This window comes from Flavobacterium galactosi, from assembly GCF_048158585.1.
Classification (GTDB): domain Bacteria; phylum Bacteroidota; class Bacteroidia; order Flavobacteriales; family Flavobacteriaceae; genus Flavobacterium; species Flavobacterium galactosi.
The window spans coordinates 60205-77787 of record NZ_JBLNKV010000001.1; the positions used below are offsets into that span (position 1 = coordinate 60205).

Here is a 17583-nt window from a genome sequence, read left to right on the forward strand (position 1 = left end):
AGAAAAACTGCCTTTGGCCTGACCAATAACCAAAGACAGTTTAACTACCAAAAAACAAACTTTTATACCAATTGAGATTTTTTTATACTTTCGAAAACGGCTTTCAAATCCCCTTTCAAATCTTCTATGTCTTCTAAACCAACAGAAAGTCGGATTAAATCTTTAGAAACTCCTGTTGCAATTTGTTCCGCGTCAGACAATTGCTGGTGCGTGGTACTGGCGGGATGAATAATCAGTGATTTTGTATCGCCAATATTCGCCAGAAGAGAGAATATTTTAGTTCCATCAGCTACTTTTTTGGCAGCTTCAAATCCTCCTTTTAACCCAAAAGTAACAACTCCACTTTGTCCTTTTGGCAAATATTCCTGACCTAAAGCGTAGTATTTACTCGATTTTAATCCTGGATAATTTACCCAATCTACCTCTTGCTGACTTTCTAACCATTGGGCTAAAGCAAAAGCATTGTCACTGTGTCTTTGAACTCGAATAGGCAACGTTTCTAATCCTTGAATAATTTGGAAGGCATTGAACGGACTCAAAGCAGCACCATAATCGCGTAAACCTTCAATACGAACTTTAGCAATAAAAGCAGCATTTCCAAGGGCCTCGTGATACACTAATCCGTGATAACCCGCAGAAGGCTCAGTGAATTCCGGGAATTTCCCATTCGTCCAATCAAAATTTCCTGCATCAATAACAACACCTCCCAGAGAAGTTCCGTTACCTGTTATGTATTTCGTCAAAGAGTGAATGACAATATCTGCCCCGTATTGAATTGGGTTCAATAAATATGGAGACGCAACCGTGTTATCAACAATAAAAGGCACTTTGAATGCTTTGGCTTCAGCCGAAATAGCTTTTAAATCCAGCACGTCTAATTTGGGGTTTCCTAAAGATTCCACAAAAAATGCTCTGGTATTTTCCTTCACAGCATTTTTAAAATTAGCCGGATCAGATGGATCTACAAATGTGGTGGTAATACCTAATCTTGGTAACGTAACTTTTAACAAATTATACGTTCCGCCATACAAACTGTTGGAAGCCACAATATGGTCACCTGCTTTTAGCAATACCAATAATGTTGTGGCAATTGCAGCAGTTCCTGATGCGGTAACTACTGCTCCTATCCCGCCTTCTAAAGTGGCTAATCGTTGTTCCAGAATGTCATTTGTTGGATTATTCAATCTGGTATAAATAAATCCGGGTTCCGCAAGACCAAAAAGATTGGCGGCATGTTCCGAGTTATTGAAAACATAAGAACTGGTTTGATAAATAGGAACAGCTCTGGTTCCTGCGTTTTTTGTTACGTCGTGTCCTGCGTGTAATGCGTTTGTTGCAAATTTTTGTGTGCTCATGATGTTTAGATTTTATAATTAGTATTATTTATTTTGTTATTAATTTAGATTGTGATACTTATTGTGTTTTCAAATTATTGAGTAAAAAAAAAGTCCTTTTGGATGGCTTACCAAAAGGACTTATAGTTGGAACTATAACAAAGATTATATCTTTCACTTTTGGTAATAGCAAATTGGGATGCACGTACGCATCATACAACACACCATTATTTTATTTGCTACTCTTTTTATCATTGTATTTATACTGATCTTACTTCAGCTTGTTTTTAGTTTGACAAAATTGAATTCTTCTTTATTTCTGCCCTTAAATAAAAAAACCACTGCGGTTAGCAGCGGTCTTAATTATATATTTTTAAAATTTAAAACTATACAATAGTGAGCTCTGCGGAAGATTCCGGCATCATGCAACACATATTGATAGTAACTAATTTCATTTTTTCTTATTTGATGAAGCAAAATTGCAAACTTTTTTTGAAACTACCAAACAAAAATCAATTTTATTTTACAAACTCTATAGAAATAGTAGAATATGTTAAATTTTTTCATTTAAATTAAAAAAAACAAAAGATTAATTTGCAATTCAAAATGGTTTCATACATTTGCACCCGAATACAAGAGGAAAAATTTGAACTGATTGCAACCTCTTCATAATGAAACGAATTCATTATGGATGCTGAAAATTTTTCAGTAGAAAAAATGCTAAAGCAGAAACTCTCCTTTAGTCTTTTTCAGCAATTATTTTTTCTCGCTTAATTTTAAACTAATAATTATTATGGCCTATTTATTTACGTCAGAATCTGTAAGCGAAGGACATCCAGACAAAATTGCAGATCAAATTTCGGATGCGTTAATCGATAACTTTTTGGCATTTGATGCTGACTCAAAAGTAGCTTGCGAAACTTTAGTAACTACTGGACAAGTAATTTTGGCTGGTGAAGTAAAATCAAACACCTATTTAGACGTGCAACAAATCGCTCGTGACGTAATCAGAAAAATTGGTTACACTAAAAGCGAATACATGTTTGAAGCCAATTCTTGTGGAATCCTTTCTGCTATTCACGAACAATCTGCTGATATCAATCAAGGCGTTGACAGAAAAAATCCTGAAGAACAAGGCGCTGGTGACCAAGGAATGATGTTTGGTTATGCTACTAATGAAACGGAAAATTACATGCCATTGGCACTTGATTTATCACATAAATTATTGCAAGAGTTAGCCATTTTAAGACGTGAAAACAACGAAATTACTTATTTGCGTCCTGATGCAAAATCTCAAGTAACTTTAGAATATAGCGATGACAATAAGCCAACTCGTATTGATGCTATTGTAATCTCAACACAACATGATGATTTTGATGAAGAAGCTACAATGTTAGCAAAAATTAAAAAAGACATCGTTGCAATTTTGATTCCAAGGATTATTGCTAAAAATCCTGCACATGCTCATTTATTCAATGACACAATCAAATACCACATTAACCCAACAGGAAAATTCGTAATTGGAGGACCACACGGAGATACTGGACTTACAGGAAGAAAAATTATTGTAGACACTTACGGTGGAAAAGGTGCTCACGGTGGTGGTGCATTCTCTGGAAAAGATCCAAGTAAAGTGGACAGAAGTGCTGCTTATGCAACGCGTCATATTGCTAAAAACTTAGTAGCGGCAGGTGTTGCTGACGAGATTTTAGTACAAGTTTCTTACGCAATTGGTGTTGCAAAACCAATGGGTATTTTTATCGATACTTATGGAACATCAAAAGTGAATTTAACGAATGGTGAAATTGCCAAGAAAGTAGAAGCTATTTTTGACATGCGTCCTTACTTTATCGAACAACGTTTGAAATTAAGAAATCCCATTTACAGTGAAACTGCTGCTTACGGACATATGGGTCGTACGCCAGAAACGGTAACTAAAACTTTTTCTGCACCTGGAGGAAACGTAAAAACCGTTTCGGTTGAATTGTTTACTTGGGAAAAATTAGATTTCGTTGACCAAGTTAAAACAGCTTTCGGATTGTAATTATCTGAAATTATTTATATAGAAAACCATTCGACAAGTGCGAATGGTTTTTTTGTTTTATCGACTTTTTCGAAGCTGACAACATCAATGTTTTTTTGTAATTTGCTTAAATTATGAAAAACCTTATTATAGTATTTTTTTTCGCCTTATCCTCGATTGCATATAGTCAAAACCAAAAGCTATTTCCTTCGAAGATAAGTCATCTGCCTGTTGATGCCGATCCATTTTTAGGCTACGATCAATTTGGATATTATTATACGCTTAAGAACAATGTTTTTTCTAAAATAAAAGGCAACGAAACTTTAGAATACAAGAACATTTCTTTGGGTAAAATCATAAAAGTAGATTTACTGAATCCATTAAAAATTGTTTTGTTTTACGAAAATTTCAATACCGTTATCTTACTTGACAATCAACTGAACGAAACTCAAAAAATAAATTTTTCAGAAAACACAGTTCCAATACTTGCAAGCGCTACCGGAATAGCATCTCAAAATCAATTATGGATTTATAATAGTCTGAACCAGCAAATTGGACTTTATGATTATTTAAAAAAGGACTACAAAACCATTTCTACTTCATTTCCGGAAAGCCTAAAATATTATCAATCTGATTTCAATACTTTTTATTGGATTGATGAAAAAAATAATTGGTACTCTTGTGACATTTTTGGAAAAATAACAAAGAAGGGAAAAATTTTCGATTTTGATTCGATAGAAATCATCAGTGACAACCAATTTATCATTTCTAAAGACTCAATTCTAACTATTGAAGATATTGAAAAGAATCAAAAATTCGAAATTGAAATTTTAGAAAAAACGTTTAAAAAATTCTGCTACAAAGACCAAATTTTATCTATTTTTACATCAGAAGGAATTACAAATTATAAAATCATAATACCGTAATGCACATAGCAGTAGCAGGAAACATTGGATCAGGAAAAACAACTTTGACACGCTTATTGGCAAAACACTTCAAATGGGAACCTCATTTTGAAGATGTTGTCGACAATCCTTATTTAGATGATTTCTATCATCAAATGGAGCGTTGGTCATTTAATTTACAAATTTATTTCTTGAATAGTCGGTTTCGTCAAGTGATGCAAATTCGTGAAAGTGGTAAAAAGATCATTCAGGACAGGACCATATATGAAGATGCACATATTTTTGCTCCCAATCTTTATTCGATGGGATTAATGACGAATCGTGATTTTCAGAATTATTCTGCCCTTTTTGAATTAATGGAATCATTGGTAAAACCACCCGATTTATTGATTTACTTAAGAAGTTCCATCCCGAATTTAGTCGGGCAAATTCACAAACGCGGACGAGAATATGAAAACTCGATTTCAATTGATTATTTAAGCCGTTTGAATGAGCGCTATGAAGCTTGGGTTCATACGTATAGCAAAGGGAAATTATTAATTATTGATGTTGATAATATTAACTTTGTTGACAATCCTGAAGATTTAGGAAACATCTTTAACCGCATCGATGCAGAGTTACACGGGTTATTTTAGAGAAAAAAAATATTAAAAAAATGCTTCCCATTTGTGAGGCATTTTTTATTTTCATACCTTTATAAATCACCACTTTACCACTAGCAACAAATAGTAAAGTGATTTGTTTTTCCCTAAATTTATCATACCCTAAAACCCTAATCAATTGGTTTTTCTGATTATTAATTTAAATCTAAAATCATGAGATACACCAACTTAAAAAACAAAACTGTTTGTTTTCTATTAGTTATCGTCCTAAATCTGCAAAGTTGTGCTGTTTATAAAAAAGCGCCTGTGACTTTAGATCAGGCAGTAGTTACAAATAGAAAAATTTTAATTATTAAAACAGACAATGCAAAACTCAAGCTTATTAACATTGAACAAATTGACGGCAACTATTACGGCTATATAAAGACTAAACGTAAAATTGAAAAAATACCGCTGATCGAAAGTGATTTAAAAACCATACGTGTTCTAGACAGAACAACAACCACAATAGGAAATGTGGCAATTGTTGTAGGCTCTTTAGGAATTGTTCTTTTAGTTGTTGCAGCTATAGAACTTTCTAATTGGGATACCTATTGGGGCGATTGGGGCACATATTGAATTTTTATGAAATACCAATCCAACGAATACAAATTTGAATGAATTATTTTTTTAACAATTCATTGTTTGCAACAACAAAAACGCCCTGTTTTTACAGGGCATTTTAAATATCAGGCACTAAATTATTTTATTTCAAAGCATCGATTTTCGCCTGAACTTCCTCTTCAGTTCCTTCAAAATACTGGATATCTACTTTACCGTTTATCGTTGTTTTAACTGTTACTTTTACTTTTCCATCAATACTTGTTTTTTCAATGGAAACTTCTTTAGACATCATATGAGTTGGCATTGCTGCCGCATTCATATATTTACACGTTTTACTTGTACATCCTTTAGCAACACATTCGGCTGCAGACATTGACATACACATTTGAGAAGCAGCGCAACACGAGGCACGATCAGAAAGAGTATGACTACCATCCCCTAAAATTGGAGCAATTACAAGTCCAATCAAACACGTCAATTTGATTAATATATTCATCGATGGCCCAGAAGTATCTTTGAACGGATCACCGACTGTATCTCCAGTTACTGCTGCTTTATGCGCATCAGAACCTTTGTATGTCATTTCACCGTTAATTAACACTCCTGCTTCAAAAGATTTTTTGGCATTATCCCAAGCACCACCTGCATTGTTTTGGAAAACTGCCCAAAGCACACCAGACACAGTAACTCCAGCCATATAACCTCCTAACATTTCAGCGATTAACTGGTTGTTGTGTCCATAAACTAATTTTCCAAGTAAAACAATTGCTATTGGAAAACCAATAGTCAAAATTCCCGGCAACATCATTTCTCGTAAAGCTGCTTTGGTAGAAATATCAACACATTTAGCATATTCCGGTTTTCCGGTTCCTTCCATAATTCCTGGGATCTCCCTGAACTGACGACGCACTTCGTACACCATGTCCATAGCTGCTTTTCCAACAGAATTCATGGCTAAAGCCGAGAAAACTACAGGTATCATTCCGCCCACAAACAGCATCGCTAAAACTGGCGCTTTAAAAATATTGATACCGTCAATTCCTGTAAAAGTTACATACGCAGCAAATAAAGCTAATGAAGTCAATGCAGCCGAAGCAATGGCAAAACCTTTCCCAGTTGCAGCTGTTGTGTTTCCAACAGAATCCAAAATATCCGTTCTTGTACGAACTTCTTTAGGTAATTCACTCATTTCGGCAATTCCACCTGCGTTATCTGATATTGGTCCAAAAGCATCGATTGCTAATTGCATAGCTGTTGTTGCCATCATCGCTGAAGCCGCTAAAGCTACACCATAAAATCCTGCTAAAGCATAAGAAGTCCAAATTGCAGCAGCAAATAATAAAACCGTTGGAAAAGTAGAAATCATTCCGGTAGCCAAACCTGCAATTACGTTTGTTCCTGCACCAGTACTCGATTTTTGTACAATTGCCATTACTGGTTTTGTCCCTAATCCTGTGTAATATTCTGTAACAGATGAAATTGTGGCTCCAACTACCAATCCTACGATAGTTGCATAGAAAACTCTCATGGAGGAGATATCTTGTATTCCTTCTCCAAAAAATTCCATTTTCATGGTTGTAGGCAACATATATTGTACTAAAAAGAAACAAGCCACTGCCGTTAATAGGATAGAAACCCAGTTTCCAATGTTTAATGCTTTTTGCACTTGTTTTTCTTTTGCATTTTCATCCGTAATTTTTACCAGCATAGTTCCGATGATAGAAAATAATATTCCAAAACCGGCTATTGCCATTGGCAGTAAAATAGGTCCGATTCCACCAAAAGCATCTTCGATTTTCCCGCCCATGTCTTTAATAACATAATTACCAAGAACCATGGCTGCCAAAACTGTCGCTACATAAGAACCAAATAAATCGGCACCCATTCCGGCAACGTCACCCACATTATCGCCCACATTATCAGCAATTGTAGCAGGATTACGAGGGTCATCTTCTGGAATTCCGGCTTCTACTTTACCTACTAAATCTGCACCTACATCGGCAGCTTTTGTGTAAATTCCACCACCAACACGAGCAAACAAGGCAATAGATTCCGCTCCAAGAGAAAAACCTGCTAACGTCTCCAACACTTTGGTCATATCTTCAGATGAAGTCCAAACCCCACCCATAAAAAGATTAAAAAAAACAATAAAGAATCCTGTTAAACCCAGAACGGCTAAACCGGCAACACCTAATCCCATTACTGTTCCACCTCCAAAAGAAACTTTTAAGGCTTGTGGCAAACTGGTACGGGCAGCTTGAGTGGTTCTCACATTAGTTTTTGTTGCTATTTTCATTCCCATATTTCCTGCGAAAGCGGAGAAAAAAGCACCAAAAATAAACGCTACTACTATTAATATATTTGTCGTTTGGAACAAGAAAGACATTCCGGCTAAAACAATACTTGCACCAACAACGAAGAAAGCCAATAACCTATATTCTGCTTTAAGGAAAGCTAATGCACCTTCGTAAATATAATCTGAAATCTCTTTCATCTTACCATCTCCAGCGTCTTGTTTTAACACCCAAGCTCTTTTAATCCACATGAACAGAAGTCCTACAATTGCCATAACTATTGGCAAGTAAATCATTATTGTATTCATAAATTTCTTTTGGTTTTTGGTTAGTATTAATAATGTTACGAAACGAATTTAAACAAAAAAGCAATACTCCTAACGGAATATTGCTTTTTTTGTAAAAATTATGGGTGAAAATTATTTAATACTAAATAATCCTTCTGGTTTGTTTTCGATTGCATCAAAACGATCCGTACATTCTTTGATAATCGCTTTTGCTTCACTCAAATCTCCCCAACCTTCTACATCCACTTGTTTGTTTTCAAGGTCTTTGTATACTTGGAAGAAATGCTCAATTTCTTTTAATAAGTGTGGATTGATATCTGATAAATCGTTTAATGAATTCCAAATTGGATCTGAAACCGGTACACAAATAATTTTCTCATCCGGTCCTTTATCATCTGCCATGTGGAAAACCCCAATTGGTTTCACTTCTATAACACATCCAGGAAAAGTTGGTTCATTTATTAATACCAAAACATCCAATGGATCTCCATCTAAAGCTAAAGTTTCAGGAATAAATCCGTAATCAGCCGGATACATCATTGAAGAGAATAACATTCTATCAAAACGCATTCTTTTTATTTCGAAATCGTACTCATACTTATTTCTACTTCCTCTTGGAATTTCGATAAGAACATCGAAAGTGTTTATTTTGTCTGCAGTCATTTTAGTTTTCTTTTCTATATTTATGGGTGCAAAAATAAGTAAAGAATCCCTTTCAACAATGAAAAATTTAGGTTATCTGTTGATTAAATTGTAACAAACAGCACTTTAGTAAACCACCGTTCGATTTCTTTTGTTCAAATAATGATGCCACAAAAGATAGGTCGCCACGGAACGATACGGGCTCCATTTTATAGTATGGACTTCCATATCTTCTTTATTGTGAATATCCAACAATTCTTTTATCGTATTTACTACCGCAATATCTCCCAATGGAAGTAAATCTGGCGCTTGAAGACAAAACATTAAATAGATATCAATGGTCCAGTTTCCTATTCCTTTGATCTTTACCAGTTCTTCTCGAACTTGCTCCGCAGTTTTGGTTGGCAAACTTTCCAAATCAATATCTTTATTCAGTATCGCAGTTGACAACGCTTTGATATAAGACGTTTTTTGACGGCTTACGCCAAGATTCCTAAATTCTTCATCCGATAAATTAAGAAGTACTGCAGGTTCAAAGTTTTTTTCTTTGGCCTTTAACTTTAAAAAAGTCGCTTTTGCTGAATCTATAGATACTTGTTGTTCTAAAATTAACAACACTAAAGTTTCAAATCCTTGGGGTCTTATGGGAATTGTTGGCATCCCATATTGTTCAATGATTGACTTGAAAATGGTGTCTTTTTCTAAAAGATATTCAATGGCTTTTTGCATCGTTTTATTTTTTTTAGCCCAGATAGAAACGGCATCCTTTTTATAAGGCGATTTTTTTTCGCCTTATAAAAAGATATAGTGTATAGCTGGAATTAGCTTCAAATAAAAAAAGTATAATCGAATCTGAAACAAGTTCCCATTAGAAAAAGAATCCAAATGATCCTTTTACAGAAAAACGATTGGTATCCGGTGTATTTAAATAACTGCCTCTCCAAGCGAAATCAATACGCAGTACTTTGAAGATATTTCCGATTCCTGCGCTATATTCCCAGTACACTTTTTCGGGTGCATTGTAAATTAATCCAGAAGCATTAATCGCTCTGTTAGCATCTGAGATTGTCCCATAAACTCCTTTTACTCCAATAATTTCCCTCCAATTAAGCTTTCTCATAAATGGGATTCTAGAAAAAAATCTCCCTTGAAAATTATGATTCCATTGTAACGTTGTATATTGATCTGATATAAACTCATAATAATTGAGGTTGCTAAAGGTGCTTTCGTTAGAGAAAAAAGTTTGATTCCCTGGAATAACACTCATCAACCCCAAAGGAATGGTGCCAAAGGTTTTCCCCACTTCAAGAATAATATTCGAACGTCCTAAAGGCCCTATTATTATAGGTTGTTTGTAATACAATTGAATCTTTTCATATTTAAAATCACTATTCAACAAGCCTTTAAATCCATGGCTGTAATTGACATAAACCTGACTAAAAGGACTGTCTACAAGATCTCTTTCTACGGCAAAACCAATGGTCTTCCGTTTTGGCGTATAATCTACCCTAAGATTAAATTCCGATTGTTTCACATCGCTTTTAATCATTGTCTGAGCTGTATTTGTATAGTAATCTAAACTAAATGTGGGTGAAGCAGAGGCTAAAGTTCGATATGAAAACCCAGTTTGAAACGTTAGATTTTTAACAGGTTCTATTTCTAAAGCAACAGTACTTAAATTAATGTTGGTCAGTTTTCCATTGCTCCCCGAAGAAAAAATCGTTGATGAAGCATTACTTCGGCCCAAGACATCCGTTGATGAGGTCAAACTTGAACCTATTTGCTCTATATCACGCCTGTTTCCTCCAGATAAAATCAGTCGATTTTTCTTATCCACCATCCATTTTCCAGAAAATCCATATTTAAATTTATCGTCTTTAAAGCCATAAGCGGTATATCCTTGTAAGCGCCAGGTATCAGCTGTGCCAAAATAAGTTCTTGCTCCGCTACGTAAACGAACACCCTCTACCTCATTGTATCCAAATGTCGAAAAAATAGGACCATAATCGATATGACCAAATTGTACATAACCACTGGCCAGAACCATTACTGAACTTGATATTTGTTTGAATTTTCTAACGGTCTTCAAGGTGTCAAGCATTTTATAAACGCCTAACTCATCTTTACTCAAATTTTCGAAACGGTTTTCATGCCAAAAATCATCCGATTTATCGTAAACCGATTTATCAACATAATTAACCTCCTCTTTATAAAACGAAACCGGCTTCTCTTTATTGAATTCGTGGTTTCTGTAGAAAGAGGTTCGCTTTCCATAAAGTCCTTTTGATTTTTCTTTTTTGTTTAAAGCAAAGTCCGACATCATATAATCACGAGTCAAAAGAAAAATAGAATCATTCATTACTTCAAATTCCTGCTCTAAATAAATATCTTTTATCCAGTTGATGTTGGCACTTTTTGTAACGGCCATGTTGATTTTTTTTATAGCAAATGTGGAATCATTTACCCAAAAATCACCTTTGAAAGTCAATTCGTTTTTACGTCTTGGATAAAAAATAATATTGTAACACCATTTTTTATCAACAACCGCGCTGTCTCTTAACACATAATTATAAACATCAACCCCAGTTGTAGATAGCGGGCTGGTAAAACTTTTATCAAAAAACGTAAGATGATTTTCATAAATATTATAATCAGAATACAAATCTTTCACAAAAGTCAAAATTTGTTGATTCCCTTCAAAACCGGACGTTTTATTGGCTTTCATTTTCTCTTTTACCTTCTTCAATTTAGTATCCCCATACACATCATACAAAGATTCATTTATAAAAATAGGCAAATAGGTTTTCCCTGTAATCTTGGAAGTATCTACTTGATTAAAAATAAATTCCATGCCTTTGAAAAGCTTACTTTTCATAAAAGCACTATCAATGGTATTCATGTCAAACTCTACCTTTTCATACTTTTCCATTTGGTATTGCGCAAATAAATTCAAGCCGTTTTTACGCTTGTGTTCCCAAATTTTTCTAAGAATATCAAGTGCAGGATTGTTCTTTTTAGAAGTTTTACCAGTAAAAATCACTACTTCCTTGAGGCTTTCGGCTTCGTTTAATTGAATTTTAAAATTATAATTCACCAGCTTATTTAAAGTAATTTCCTTCTCAGAAAACCCTACCGATGATATTACGATGACCGTATACGTTTTGGCAGATTCGATGTAAAAGCGCCCATCTTCATTCGAAACTACACCTTCATTCGAATCTTTAAAAACAACATTGGCAAAAGGAATGGGCTGATTTGTTTTGTCTACAACAATTCCGCTAACTTTTGTTTGTGCAAAAAGAACATTTGCTGAAGCAAACAAAAAAAATAAGATAAATAAGAAACGCTTTTTCATAATCATTCAAAAAAAAACTTCATCAAATAAACAATTGATGAAGTTTCAAATATAGGTATTTAGAAATCTAGATTATTCTAAAATTCACTGTTGACTGTTAAATTTTATTTAAAAAACAAATTCTTAAAAAAATCTATTTTTTATACAATACTTTTTTAACTGCTTTTACAACATCACCTGCATTAGGCAACCACTCTTTAAGCAATACTGGAGAGTACGGCGCTGGAGTATCAGCAGTAGTGATACGTTGAATAGGCGCATCAAGAAAATCGAAAGCACGTTCTTGAACTAAATAAGTAATCTCAGAAGAAACACTTGCAAATGGCCAAGCTTCTTCAAGAATCACCAATCTGTTTGTTTTTTTAACCGAAGTCAAAATCGTTTCAAAATCCAAAGGACGAACCGTTCTTAAATCGATAATTTCACAGGAGATTCCTTCTTTGGCTAACTCATCTGCAGCGATATAGGCTTCTTTGATGATTTTTCCAAAAGAGACGATAGTTACATCAGTCCCTTCACGTTTAATATCGGCAACACCAATTGGAATAGTATATTCACCATCTGGAACTTCCCCTTTATCACCATACATTTGTTCTGATTCCATGAAAATCACAGGATCATTATCACGAATAGCTGATTTCAATAATCCTTTAGCATCGTAAACATTTGATGGAACTACTACTTTAAGACCTGGAGTATTCGCAAACCAGTTTTCAAGTGCTTGAGAGTGTGTCGCTCCTAATTGTCCTGCCGAAGCGGTTGGTCCACGAAAAACGATAGGCACATTGAATTGTCCACCTGTCATCTGACGCATTTTAGCAGCGTTATTTATTATTTGGTCAATCCCCACTAAACAGAAATTGAAAGTCATATATTCAACAATTGGTCTACAGCCGTTCATTGCCGAACCTACTGCAATACCGGTAAAACCAAGTTCCGCAATTGGAGTGTCAATTACTCTTTTTTCGCCAAATTCAGCTAGCATTCCTTTAGATGCTTTGTATGCTCCATTATATTCTGCAACTTCTTCACCCATTAAGTATATGGACTCATCGCGACGCATTTCTTCGCTCATCGCTTCGCAAATGGCCTCTCTAAATTGTATAGTTCTCATAGTTGTATGTTGTATATGTGTAATTTTCGAAAAGCAAAAATAAATATTTTAAACCACTTAAAAGCATAAATCACTTTAAAATAATCAGGAGCTATTTCCGGCTATACGCTATATCTTCCTGTGGTTAAAGGAACCACAGGAAGGATACCGCTGCTATCCGGGCTACGAAATCGATATAGTATCAAGAATTTGCACATTTCAAGCAACTTCTCCTCGATTTATAGATCTTAATCGACAAGCCGAAAGCAACAATTTGATTTCTTTTTGTTGGATTTTTATCATTAATTCATTCAAATTAATAAACAATCAATCGCTTATTAAAAAAAGATTCTTTTTTATTACGAAATAACGAAAACGTAATAGTATTAAAAAATATTATGCATGCATAGTAAATTATTCAAATTATTATTCTAATTTTGTACAACAAATTTCGAATAATAAAATCAATACTTATGAAAATATTAGTTTGCATCAGTCACGTTCCTGATACTACTTCAAAGATTAACTTCGTCAATGGTGATTCTGAATTTGACACTAACGGCGTACAATACGTAATTAATCCAAATGATGAATTTGGTTTGACACGTGCTATTTGGTTTCAAGAACAACAAGGCGCAACCGTTACGGTTGTCAATGTTGGAGGGCCAGAAACCGAACCTACTTTAAGAAAAGCATTAGCAATAGGCGCAAACGAAGCCATTCGTGTTAACGCCACTCCTACAGACGGATTTTTTGTTGCCAAACAACTAGCCGAAGTAATTAAAAATGGCGCTTACGATGTAATCATCGCAGGAAAAGAATCATTAGACTATAATGGTGGTATGGTGCCTGGAATGATTGCAGGCATTTTAGGGTATAATTTCCTAAATTCGTGCACAAGCATCACTGTCGATGGCACAAATGTAAAAGCAGTTCGCGAGATTGATGGCGGGAAAGAAACGGTAAGCACAACTTTACCCTTAATCATTGGTGGACAAAAAGGATTGGTTGAAGAAAAAGACTTGCGTATTCCTAACATGAGAGGAATTATGACGGCAAGAACCAAAGTTTTGACCATACTCGAACCAGTTGAAGCTTCAGTAAACACTAAAGCGGTAAAATTTGAAAAACCAGCACCAAAATCAGCAGTAAAATTAATTTTACCTGACAATTTAGATGAATTAATTAATTTATTACACAACGAAGCAAAGGTAATATAATTTTAAATTATGAATTTTAAATTGTGAATTAACGTTCTCAAATACATTTAAAATTTATAATTCAACATTTAAAATAATAAAAAATATGTCAATATTAATATACGCAGAATACGCAGAGGGGAAATTTAAGAAAGTAGCTTTCGAATTAGCTTCTTATGCAAAAAAAGTAGCCGAATCACTAGGAACTACAGTTACAGCCGTAACCGTAAACGCCGGAGATGTTTCGGAATTATCAAAATACGGAGTAGATAAAGTACTAAAAGTAAACAACGATAAATTATCCGGTTTTACAGCAAAAGCCTATGCTGATGTAATCAAACAAGCGGCTCAAAAAGAAAGTGCTAAATTGATTTTACTTTCATCTACAACAGACAGTATTTACCTTTCATCACTTGTGGCAGTAGCCCTAGAAGCTGGATTTGCGTCAAATGTGGTAGGTTTACCGGTAAGTACAGCTCCTTTTCAAGTAAAAAGAAATGCTTTTTCAAACAAAGCGTTCAATATTACCGAAATTGCTACGGATGTAAAAGTACTTGGTCTTGCTAAAAACTCGTATGGTGTTTTTGAAAATGATTCTACATTAACCCAAGAAGATTTCAATCCAACAATTGAAGATAATGATTTTGGTGTAAAAGTAGAATCCGTAGAAAAAGGATCTGGGAAAGTTTCCATCGCCGATGCGGATATCGTAGTTTCTGGTGGACGTGGATTAAAAGGACCTGAAAACTGGGGAATGATTGAAGAATTAGCTGCGGTACTTGGTGCTGCAACTGCTTGTTCAAAACCAGTTTCAGATTTAGGTTGGAGACCTCATGGGGAACACGTAGGACAAACAGGAAAACCTGTTGCCACAAACTTGTATATTGCAATCGGAATTTCAGGAGCAATTCAACACATTGCAGGAATCAATTCTTCTAAAGTAAAAGTAGTAATCAATAGCGACCCCGAAGCTCCATTCTTCAAAGTAGCCGATTACGGAATTGTAGGAGATGCTTTTGAAATTGTTCCTAAATTAATTGAAAAATTTAAAGCTTTTAAAGCACAACAGTCATAATTCAATAAATCTGTTCAAATTGCTGCCTAAAAAAATAAGATATTTGTATCTTTGCTTTTGGGCAGCATTTTTTTTGATTAAAAAATCGCACCTAATTTTTATTTAAAAAAACAAGTACATCGTACTTTCCCATTTTAACAACTATGAGCTTAGTTAAATTATCAATTAAAGGGATTTCATACAGTCAAACCCAAAACGGAGCGTATGCTTTGATTTTGAATGAAGTTGACGGTGAACGAAAATTACCTATTGTCATAGGCGCTTTTGAAGCCCAATCTATTGCAATTGCTTTAGAGAAGGAAATCAAACCACCTCGTCCTTTGACACATGATTTATTCAAAAATTTTGCTGAGCGTTTTGATATTATAGTAAAACAAGTCATTATTCACAAACTGGTAGATGGTGTTTTTTATTCCAGTATCATTTGTGAAAGAGATAAAATTGAAGAAATAATAGACGCCAGAACATCCGATGCTATTGCTTTAGCATTGCGTTTCAACGCCCCAATTTATACTTATAAAAACATCCTGGATAAAGCTGGAATTTATTTGAAAGCAAATCCTTTGGAAGCCAATAAAGATTCACAGGAAATAGATGATGTACTGTCTAATCCGGACACCTTTGGTCATGAAGAAGAAACGAATCAATCAGGACATACTTATTCTAAACACAGTTTACAGGAATTAAACGAGTTACTAGATCAAGCTGTAGAACATGAAGATTACGAAAAAGCGGCTAAGATTAGAGACGAAATTTCAAAGAGAGAAGCGTAATACATTTAATCATTGATTTGTTTAATCGCTTAATTGACATCTATTTCCTGATTAAACTGTAACTGGTTATCCGATTAACCCCAAATAAAATGAAGCAATATTTAGATTTAGTGCAACACGTAATGGAAAACGGTTGTCAAAAAGGAGATCGAACCGGAACGGGAACTAAAAGTGTGTTTGGTTATCAAATGCGTTTTGATTTGAGTGAGGGTTTTCCAATGGTTACCACCAAAAAACTACACCTAAAATCTATTATTTACGAATTGCTTTGGTTCCTCAAAGGCGACACAAATATTAAGTATCTTCAAGAAAATGGAGTGAAAATTTGGGACGCTTGGGCTGATGCCAACGGAGATTTGGGTCCTGTCTATGGCCATCAATGGCGTAACTGGAATAGCGAAGAAATAGATCAAATCAGTGACCTTATCACGGAATTGAAAACCAACCCAAACAGCCGTAGAATGCTTGTTTCAGCTTGGAATCCCTCTGTACTTCCAGATACAAAAAAGTCTTTTGAGGAAAATGTAGCCAATAACAAAGCGGCGCTACCGCCATGCCATGCATTTTTTCAGTTCTATGTTTCCAACGGAAAATTATCCTGTCAATTATACCAGCGAAGCGCCGATATTTTCTTAGGCGTTCCATTTAATATTGCTTCCTACGCATTGCTAACCATGATGATTGCACAAGTTTGCGAATTAGAACCAGGCGAATTTATTCACACTTTTGGTGACGCACATATTTATAACAATCACTTTGAGCAACTGGAATTACAATTGTCACGCGAACCAAAACCATTACCAAAAATGATTTTGAATCCTGAAATTAAAAATATTTTTGATTTTGATTTTGAAGATTTCACCCTTGAAGGTTATGAACCACACGCCCTTATAAAAGGAAGCGTTGCAGTCTAAAACAATAACAACTAATACGATAAAATAAAAAAATCCGCTTCACAGCGGATTTTTATATATTAATTAGATCGATAAAACACTATTCTCAGCACCGGCGAAATCATTCCATACAAATGAATCTGCTTCTGGCTCATTAACGAACTCTCCATCTATTACGTATTTAAACTGATAAGACGCGTCTTTGTTTAAGTCGTAAGTCGCTTTGAAAGTTCCATTTTTCAATTTACTTAAAGCGCCTTCGGTTAAATTCCAATTATTAAAATCACCAACCACTGATGCTGATGTAGCTTGCTTTGCTTCTACTGAAAATGTAACTTTACAAACTGGTTTTGTTTTTACAAATTGTTTCTTTATTGACATAACTATTTCATTTTTAGAATTATGAGACAAAGAAAATAAATTCAAGTGAACTTTCAACAAAGGACATGAAGTTTTAGCAGAATAACACAAACAATGTTAATTTTTAAATAAATTCCTAATTATC

Annotated in this window: 15 protein-coding genes; 8 read left to right on the top strand and 7 right to left on the bottom strand. The window is 34.6% G+C overall.

Features of this window, described 5'->3' with window-relative positions; genetic code table 11:
- Positions 1-62: 62 nt before the first annotated feature.
- Entirely contained in the window at positions 63-1355 is a 1293-nt protein-coding gene (locus ACM55M_RS00255; protein WP_416855456.1) for an O-acetylhomoserine aminocarboxypropyltransferase/cysteine synthase family protein, read from the bottom strand.
- Between the two features lie 772 nt (positions 1356-2127).
- Here ACM55M_RS00255 and metK point away from each other — a divergent pair.
- The 4 genes from metK (at position 2128) to ACM55M_RS00275 (ending at position 5482) form a co-directional block, all read left to right on the top strand.
- Positions 2128-3378, top strand: coding sequence for a methionine adenosyltransferase (metK, locus tag ACM55M_RS00260; RefSeq protein WP_416855457.1), 1251 nt, complete (start codon positions 2128-2130; stop codon positions 3376-3378).
- Positions 3379-3491: 113 nt separating this feature from the next.
- Entirely contained in the window at positions 3492-4283 is a 792-nt protein-coding gene (locus tag ACM55M_RS00265; RefSeq protein ID WP_416855458.1) for a hypothetical protein, read from the top strand.
- Complete coding sequence (locus ACM55M_RS00270) at positions 4283-4897, top strand: deoxynucleoside kinase (protein WP_416855459.1); 615 nt, start codon at positions 4283-4285, stop codon at positions 4895-4897. Before ACM55M_RS00265 ends, ACM55M_RS00270 begins: the two co-directional genes overlap by 1 nt.
- Before the next feature lie 180 nt (positions 4898-5077).
- The gene (locus ACM55M_RS00275) at positions 5078-5482 is read left to right on the top strand and encodes a hypothetical protein (protein WP_416855460.1); all 405 of its coding nucleotides are present in this window, start codon (positions 5078-5080) and stop codon (positions 5480-5482) included.
- Between the two features lie 127 nt (positions 5483-5609).
- Here ACM55M_RS00275 and ACM55M_RS00280 read toward each other — a convergent pair whose 3' ends face one another.
- From ACM55M_RS00280 to ACM55M_RS00300, 5 genes are all read right to left on the bottom strand, one after another.
- Positions 5610-8069, bottom strand: a complete 2460-nt coding sequence (locus tag ACM55M_RS00280) for a sodium-translocating pyrophosphatase (RefSeq protein ID WP_416855461.1) — start codon at positions 8067-8069, stop codon at positions 5610-5612.
- Between the two features lie 111 nt (positions 8070-8180).
- Positions 8181-8711 (bottom strand): inorganic diphosphatase, encoded by a 531-nt coding sequence (locus ACM55M_RS00285; RefSeq protein WP_161644349.1) that lies wholly within the window; start codon positions 8709-8711, stop codon positions 8181-8183.
- A 105-nt stretch (positions 8712-8816) separates the two neighbouring features.
- A complete protein-coding gene (locus ACM55M_RS00290; RefSeq protein WP_416855462.1) occupies positions 8817-9419 on the bottom strand; it encodes a DNA-3-methyladenine glycosylase family protein in 603 nt (200 codons plus the stop codon).
- A 139-nt stretch (positions 9420-9558) separates the two neighbouring features.
- Entirely contained in the window at positions 9559-12045 is a 2487-nt protein-coding gene (locus tag ACM55M_RS00295) for a DUF5686 and carboxypeptidase-like regulatory domain-containing protein (protein ID WP_416855463.1), read from the bottom strand.
- 133 nt (positions 12046-12178) lie between these two features.
- On the bottom strand, positions 12179-13159 hold the full coding sequence (locus ACM55M_RS00300; RefSeq protein ID WP_039110800.1) for a pyruvate dehydrogenase complex E1 component subunit beta: 981 nt from the start codon (positions 13157-13159) through the stop codon (positions 12179-12181).
- Positions 13160-13611: 452 nt separating this feature from the next.
- Between ACM55M_RS00300 and ACM55M_RS00305 the strand changes: the two genes are divergently transcribed.
- The 4 genes from ACM55M_RS00305 (at position 13612) to ACM55M_RS00320 (ending at position 17099) form a co-directional block, all read left to right on the top strand.
- Entirely contained in the window at positions 13612-14358 is a 747-nt protein-coding gene (locus ACM55M_RS00305; RefSeq protein WP_416855464.1) for an electron transfer flavoprotein subunit beta/FixA family protein, read from the top strand.
- Between the two features lie 85 nt (positions 14359-14443).
- Entirely contained in the window at positions 14444-15412 is a 969-nt protein-coding gene (locus tag ACM55M_RS00310; protein ID WP_416855465.1) for an electron transfer flavoprotein subunit alpha/FixB family protein, read from the top strand.
- A gap of 143 nt (positions 15413-15555) precedes the next feature.
- The gene (locus tag ACM55M_RS00315) at positions 15556-16185 is read left to right on the top strand and encodes a bifunctional nuclease domain-containing protein (protein WP_416855466.1); all 630 of its coding nucleotides are present in this window, start codon (positions 15556-15558) and stop codon (positions 16183-16185) included.
- Between the two features lie 89 nt (positions 16186-16274).
- Positions 16275-17099, top strand: coding sequence for a thymidylate synthase (locus ACM55M_RS00320; RefSeq protein WP_416855467.1), 825 nt, complete (start codon positions 16275-16277; stop codon positions 17097-17099).
- 63 nt (positions 17100-17162) lie between these two features.
- Here ACM55M_RS00320 and ACM55M_RS00325 read toward each other — a convergent pair whose 3' ends face one another.
- Positions 17163-17459 (bottom strand): isoamylase early set domain-containing protein, encoded by a 297-nt coding sequence (locus ACM55M_RS00325; protein WP_416848903.1) that lies wholly within the window; start codon positions 17457-17459, stop codon positions 17163-17165.
- Positions 17460-17583 lie beyond the last annotated feature (124 nt).

Bases quoted from the DNA above. Each gene is read 5' to 3' on its own strand.
- metK (WP_416855457.1), top strand. From the start codon at position 2,128: ATGGCCTATTTATTTACGTCAGAATCTGTAAGCGAAGGACATCCAGAC.
- ACM55M_RS00310 (WP_416855465.1), top strand. From the start codon at position 14,444: ATGTCAATATTAATATACGCAGAATACGCAGAGGGGAAATTTAAGAAA.
- ACM55M_RS00295 (WP_416855463.1), bottom strand. From the start codon at position 12,045: ATGAAAAAGCGTTTCTTATTTATCTTATTTTTTTTGTTTGCTTCAGCA.
- ACM55M_RS00300 (WP_039110800.1), bottom strand. From the start codon at position 13,159: ATGAGAACTATACAATTTAGAGAGGCCATTTGCGAAGCGATGAGCGAA.
- ACM55M_RS00305 (WP_416855464.1), top strand. From the start codon at position 13,612: ATGAAAATATTAGTTTGCATCAGTCACGTTCCTGATACTACTTCAAAG.
- ACM55M_RS00275 (WP_416855460.1), top strand. From the start codon at position 5,078: ATGAGATACACCAACTTAAAAAACAAAACTGTTTGTTTTCTATTAGTT.
- ACM55M_RS00320 (WP_416855467.1), top strand. From the start codon at position 16,275: ATGAAGCAATATTTAGATTTAGTGCAACACGTAATGGAAAACGGTTGT.
- ACM55M_RS00315 (WP_416855466.1), top strand. From the start codon at position 15,556: ATGAGCTTAGTTAAATTATCAATTAAAGGGATTTCATACAGTCAAACC.
- ACM55M_RS00265 (WP_416855458.1), top strand. From the start codon at position 3,492: ATGAAAAACCTTATTATAGTATTTTTTTTCGCCTTATCCTCGATTGCA.
- ACM55M_RS00325 (WP_416848903.1), bottom strand. From the start codon at position 17,459: ATGTCAATAAAGAAACAATTTGTAAAAACAAAACCAGTTTGTAAAGTT.
- ACM55M_RS00290 (WP_416855462.1), bottom strand. From the start codon at position 9,419: ATGCAAAAAGCCATTGAATATCTTTTAGAAAAAGACACCATTTTCAAG.
- ACM55M_RS00280 (WP_416855461.1), bottom strand. From the start codon at position 8,069: ATGAATACAATAATGATTTACTTGCCAATAGTTATGGCAATTGTAGGA.
- ACM55M_RS00285 (WP_161644349.1), bottom strand. From the start codon at position 8,711: ATGACTGCAGACAAAATAAACACTTTCGATGTTCTTATCGAAATTCCA.
- ACM55M_RS00270 (WP_416855459.1), top strand. From the start codon at position 4,283: ATGCACATAGCAGTAGCAGGAAACATTGGATCAGGAAAAACAACTTTG.
- ACM55M_RS00255 (WP_416855456.1), bottom strand. From the start codon at position 1,355: ATGAGCACACAAAAATTTGCAACAAACGCATTACACGCAGGACACGAC.